This is a genomic window from Albidovulum sp. (assembly GCF_049646345.1).
In the GTDB taxonomy this organism is placed as follows: Bacteria; Pseudomonadota; Alphaproteobacteria; order Rhodobacterales; family Rhodobacteraceae; genus Albidovulum.
The window spans coordinates 1-5,494 of record NZ_JBARVQ010000524.1 but is presented as its reverse complement, the minus strand read 5'-3'; the positions used below and the strand labels follow the sequence as shown (position 1 = coordinate 5,494).

Below are 5,494 nucleotides of genomic sequence, written 5' to 3'. Positions count from 1 at the left end.
CAGCTATATCGATGACCAGAGTTTTACTTGGCAGAGCTTTTTTGAGCAGGATCCGAATTGGAGCGATGTCAAACAAAGCTACAAGCACGCTGGATCGACATCTCTGTTCGACATCTGGCTAAGGTGCAGCGATGCAAGAGGGGCAATTGCTGTGACCTGCAGCACACTATAGCAGGCGGCAACCACCTGCCCCATTTGCCGGTTGAGTGCGATCCGTAGCAACAATTAAAAAAACATCCGCCGGGAACCTGACCCGACGGATGTTATTGGCGTTTAGAGTTCACACTACGTCAGCGTTCGAACCTTTTTCGTTCGAATGCTTGTACTTGCAATGAAACCCAGCTCTTGAAACGTCAGTTGAACACCTTGGTCAGCGCCTTGTCGATGGCACCAGTGATCTGGTCGATATCGTCGGGGGTCGCGATCAGCGCCGGCGACAGGCAGAGCGTGTTGTTGAAGCCCGGCAGCGAGCGGTTGGTCGCACCGATGATCACGCCCTGCGCGCCGCATTCGGCGACCACGGCCTGGACCTTTTTCTCGTCGACCGGCTCCTTGGTCTGACGGTCGGCCACCAGTTCGGCCCCACAGAACAACCCCTTGCCGCGCACATCGCCGATCACCCGGTGCTTTTCCATCAGCGCGCGCAGGTTGTTCACCGTACGCTCACCCATCTTCACCGTGTTTTCCAGCAGGCCCTCATCCTCGATGATCCGCATGTTCTCGATCGCCGCCGCCGGACCGGCCGTGCAGCCGCCGAAGGTGGAAATGTCGCGGAAATAGCCCATCGGGTCCGAAGCGTCTTCCTTGAACATGTTGAAGACCTCTTCGGTCGTTACCATGCAGGCGATGGCGGCATAGCCCGAGGCAACGCCCTTGGCCATCGTCACGAAATCCGGCTTGATGCCGTATTGCTGATACCCGAACCAGGTGCCGGTACGGCCAACGCCGCAGACGACCTCATCGATATGCAGCAGGATATCGTATTTCTTGCAGATCTCCTGCACCCGCTCCCAATAGCCTTGCGGCGGCGTGATGACACCGCCACCTGCGGTCACCGGCTCAAGGCAGAGCGCGCCGACCGTATCGGCGCCTTCGCGCAGGATCACTTCCTCGATCGCGTCGGCGGCGCGTTCGCCGTAATTCTCCACATCCCACTGCTTGCGGTATTCGAGGCAATGCGGAACCTTGACGAAGCCCGGCACGAAGGGACCGTATTGCGCGTTGCGCTCATCCTGGCCGCCCGCCGACATCGTGGCGATGGTCGCCCCGTGATAGTCGCGGTCGCGGTAGAGGATCTTGTGCTTCTTGCCGCCATAGCGCTTGTGCGCGATCTGACGAATCATCTTGAAGGCCTTCTCGTTAGCCTCGGAGCCTGAGTTGGTGTAGTAGACACGGGCCATGCCCGGCATCTTTTCGATCAGGTTCTTGGCGAAGATCGAACCGGGGATCGAACCGGCCGAGTTGGCGAAATAGTTCACCTTGATCAGCTGGTCATAGACCGCCTTGGCAATGGATTCGCGGCCATAGCCTACATTCACCGTCCAGACGCCGCCCGACACCGCATCGAGAAATTCTGTGCCCTTGGCATCCCAGACGCGCATACCCTTGCCTTCAACGATAACGCGCGGGTCATTCGTCTCAAACGGCTTGTGCTGGATCAGGTGATGCCAGAGATGGGCGCGATCGGCCTCGATCACTTCGGAAATATCGTTTGAATAGACAGAGTTATTCATCTTGCTCACCTTTGTTGAAGCCTGCCGTCCCGCATATAGCGCCCCGTGACGGACACGCCATTGCGACACCGGTCTTTGAGGTGAAATCACCACGAATCCGCCACCGCCCGTAGGGCCAGAGGGCGCACTCAGATAAGACCAGTTCCGCGTCGATGTTTCACTTTCCGAAACCTGCGCTTCCCGGTCCTGAAAAATACCCGTCGGCGCTTGCCTGCTGCGCAAGAACGGCGCGGAATTGCCCGGATGCGAGGGGAGGCGCGTTTGGGGTGGACTGCTTAGACAAGGCTAATCCAGACCATTCTGGATATACATTACCACCCCAATCTGGCCCTATACCAAAACCTCCTTCGACAGCATCGTGGTGTGGATCATGGTGCGCAGCAAACGACCGGATCAACTCAGGGAGAGAGACCAAATGAAGACCAAGACACTGACGACCGCAGTCGCCGCAATGGCCCTCATGGCCGGAAGTCAGGCAGCCAATGCCCTTGACGAAATCACCGTCGCCTACTTCCTCGAATGGCCGATGCCTTTCGAATATGCGAAGGTCAAAGGCACCTATGAAGAAGAGATGGGCGTCAAGATCAACTGGCGCAGCTTCGACACCGGCACCGCGATGTCGGCAGCGATGGCGAGCGGAGACGTGCAGATCGCCGTCAGCCAGGGTGTGCCGCCCTTCGTCGTCGCCACCTCGGCCGGTCAGGACATCCAGACCGTCGACGTCGCTGTGTCCTATGCCGAGAACGACAACTGCGTCGTGCGCACCGATCTTGAGATCGACAAGACCAATGCCGGTGAGCTTGCCGGCAAGAAAGTCGCCATTCCGATCGGCACCGCCGCGCATTACGGCTTCCTCAAGCAGATGGAACATTTCGGCGTCGACACCTCGACCATGGAAATCGTCGACATGGCCCCGCCAGACGGCGCTGCCGCCTTCGCGCAGGGCTCGCTCGACATGGTCTGCGGCTGGGGCGGTGCCCTGCGGCGGATGGTGGAAAACGGCAACGTCCTGCTGACCGGCGCTGAAAAGGAAGAGCTGGGCATTCTCGTCTTCGACGTGACCTCGGCCCCTGCCTCCTTCGTTTCGGGTGAGCCGGAACTGCTGTCGAAGTTCCTCAAAGTGACGGCAGATGCCAACGCGATGTGGGCGGATGAGGCGAACCACGCCGAAATGCTGCCGGTCATCGCCGCGGATGCCGGCATGGATGAAACCGCAACGGCAGAGACCATGGCGACCTTCGTCTTCCCGACCGTGGAAGAGCAGCTCAGCGCCAAATGGCTCGGCGGTGGTGCCCAGACCTTCATGAAGGGTGTGGCCGATGTCTTCGTCGCCGCGGGCTCCATTGATGCAGCGCTCGACAGCTATGATGGTGCGGTGAACACCGGCGCACTCACGGCTGCGTCGGGCATGTAAGTACCGGTTGAGCCGGGTCCGGGCGGCATCGCCCGGACCCTTTTCGCTCACTGAAGGGTCGTGCGTCGCGCTGCCCTGTTTTTTGACGATTGCCCGCGATTGTCTTCTTCGAAATCACCTCAAGAAAGTGGCGAAATGGCCGGACTTTCCATACAAAACCTGTCTATGCGCTTCGACCTGCCCAACGGCTCGTCAGTGCAGGCACTGAAAAATGTCAGCCTTGATCTGGCGCCGGGCGAGCTTCTGAGCGTCCTTGGCCCGTCGGGGTGTGGCAAGACCACCCTTCTCAACATCGCTGCAGGCTTTCTGGCACCGACCGAGGGCAAGCTGGTACTGAACGGCCACCCGGTCACCGGGCCCGATGCCGAACGCGGCATGGTCTTTCAGCAGGGTGCCTTGTTCGAATGGATGAACGTGCGCGACAATGTCAGCTTCGGTCCCCGCATGCGCGGTCAGGGCGAGGCCGATTACGGCAAGGAGGTGGATCACCTTCTCGATATCGTCGGCCTCAGGGACTTCAAGGAAAAGGCGATCTATGAGCTTTCGGGCGGCATGCAGCAGCGCGTGGCTCTTGCCCGCTGCCTGGCCAACCACCCCGATGTCATCCTGATGGACGAACCCTTGGGCGCGCTCGACGCGCTGACGCGGGAAAAGATGCAAAGCCTTGTCCTCAAGCTTTGGAAAGAGACGGGCAAGACCATCATCCTCATCACCCATTCGGTGGAAGAGGCGCTGCTTCTGGGCGAGCGTCTGGTGGTCATGGCCCCGCGCCCCGGCCGCATCCACAAGGAATACCGCCTGCCCTTCGCCGATCTCGGCGTCGGCAAGGATCTGCGCGAGGTCAAGAAACACCCTGACTTCGCCGTCAAGCGCGAGGAAATCCTCGCGATGATCTGGAACATGGAAGAAGAAATCATGGGACGCACGGAGGCAGCGCAATGACCGGTCTGATCATCCTTGCGGTCTATGTCGCAATCTTCGTCGGCAGCTTCGTTGCCACCAAATTCCTCGTCCACAAGGCCCGGTCCGACTATACCTCGCTGAAGACCGTGACCTTTGGTGACGAAAGCGCGGTCACGCCGAACCGGGTGGCGAGCGTCGTATCGATCCTGACGCTGTTCCTCATCTGGGGGTCGTTCACCGGCTCGAAGCTCCTGCCCTCGTTCCTGCACGCGCCCGGCCCGTTCATCGGTGCAACCGAACTGACCTATACGCTGGAAGCTGCAGACGGCACCCGCGATGACGCCACGATCAGCGTCGTTGTGCACAAGCATGGTGAGGACGTGGCAGAACCCACGGTCGAGCCCGGCGACGGTTTTGCCAAGAACGATGTGCTGTCGATGGCTTCAGGCCGTTCCACCACGATCATCTTCGACAAGAACGATGAGGTCACCCGCAAAGAGGGTGCCAAGGTCGTTGCCATCGATGGCAAGTCCATCGCCCCCGGCCAGACCATCAATGTCAGCGGCAGCACAGTATCGCTCAGCGACAAGGGCGCGATCCAGTTCGCCCCGCCACTCGGGTTGCAGATGGACCCGATCTGGCTGCCCTCGCCCGAAGCCGTGGCCAGCCGGTTCGTGGATATCATGAACGAAGGCTACCGTGGCAGCACGCTTCTGCAGCATCTCGGCTATTCGCTCTTCCGCGTGGTCGTCGGCTTTATTTGCGGTGCCATCGTGGGCATTCCTCTTGGATACGCGATGGGCCTGTCGGACTGGTTCCGCGGCTGGTTCGATCCGATCGTCGAATTCATGCGTCCGGTACCGCCGCTGGCGCTGATCCCGCTGGTGATCATCTGGGCAGGTATCGGCGAGACGGGCAAGATCATCCTTCTCTTCCTCGCTGCCCTCTGGATCATGGCGATCGCCGCCCGGTCCGGTGTTTCCGGCGTCCGGATCACCAAGGTTCATGCGGCCTATTCGCTTGGCGCCTCGAAATGGCAGATCATGCGCCATGTGATCATGCCGAACTCGCTGCCCGACATCTTCACCGGTGCACGAGTGGCGATGGGGGTCTGCTGGGGTACGGTCGTTGCCGCCGAACTGGTCGCCGCCGAAAGGGGCGCGGGTATGATGATCATGGTCGCCTCGAAATTCCAGCTGACCGACATTGTCATCATGGGGATCATCCTGATCGGCCTGATCGGCTTCGGCATCGATATCCTGATGCGCATGGCCGAGAAGTGGCTCGTGCCCTGGAAGGGCCGCGCCTGACACGACGTAACTGAACGACGCTCCCAACTGCCCCGGCGCCTGTCGCCGGGGCTTTTTTTTTGGCGTCCATGCCTCACTTGCACGGTACCTCGCTTTCTGGATAGGCAGTCGTTGCCGCACCTCTTCGCAAGCCG

4 protein-coding genes are annotated in these 5,494 nt (G+C 60.2%); 3 read left to right on the top strand and 1 reads right to left on the bottom strand.

Annotated elements, in window-relative coordinates; genetic code table 11:
• Positions 1 to 353: 353 nt before the first annotated feature.
• On the bottom strand, positions 354 to 1,733 hold the full coding sequence (tpa, locus tag WBB85_RS13430) for a hypotaurine--pyruvate aminotransferase Tpa (RefSeq protein ID WP_432639114.1): 1,380 nt from the start codon (positions 1,731 to 1,733) through the stop codon (positions 354 to 356).
• Between the two features lie 415 nt (positions 1,734 to 2,148).
• Between tpa and WBB85_RS13425 the strand changes: the two genes are divergently transcribed.
• The 3 genes from WBB85_RS13425 to WBB85_RS13415 all read left to right on the top strand — a co-directional run bounded on the left by WBB85_RS13425 (position 2,149) and on the right by WBB85_RS13415 (position 5,360).
• Positions 2,149 to 3,147 (top strand): ABC transporter substrate-binding protein, encoded by a 999-nt coding sequence (locus tag WBB85_RS13425; RefSeq protein WP_432639113.1) that lies wholly within the window; start codon positions 2,149 to 2,151, stop codon positions 3,145 to 3,147.
• Positions 3,148 to 3,282: 135 nt separating this feature from the next.
• Positions 3,283 to 4,089: a taurine ABC transporter ATP-binding protein gene (locus WBB85_RS13420; RefSeq protein WP_432639112.1), complete on the top strand. Its 807-nt coding sequence runs from the start codon at positions 3,283 to 3,285 to the stop codon at positions 4,087 to 4,089.
• Positions 4,090 to 4,094: 5 nt separating this feature from the next.
• Positions 4,095 to 5,360 carry an ABC transporter permease gene (locus tag WBB85_RS13415; protein ID WP_432639115.1) on the top strand — a complete coding sequence of 422 codons (1,266 nt, stop codon included), beginning with the start codon at positions 4,095 to 4,097 and terminating at the stop codon, positions 5,358 to 5,360.
• Positions 5,361 to 5,494: the final 134 nt, after the last annotated feature.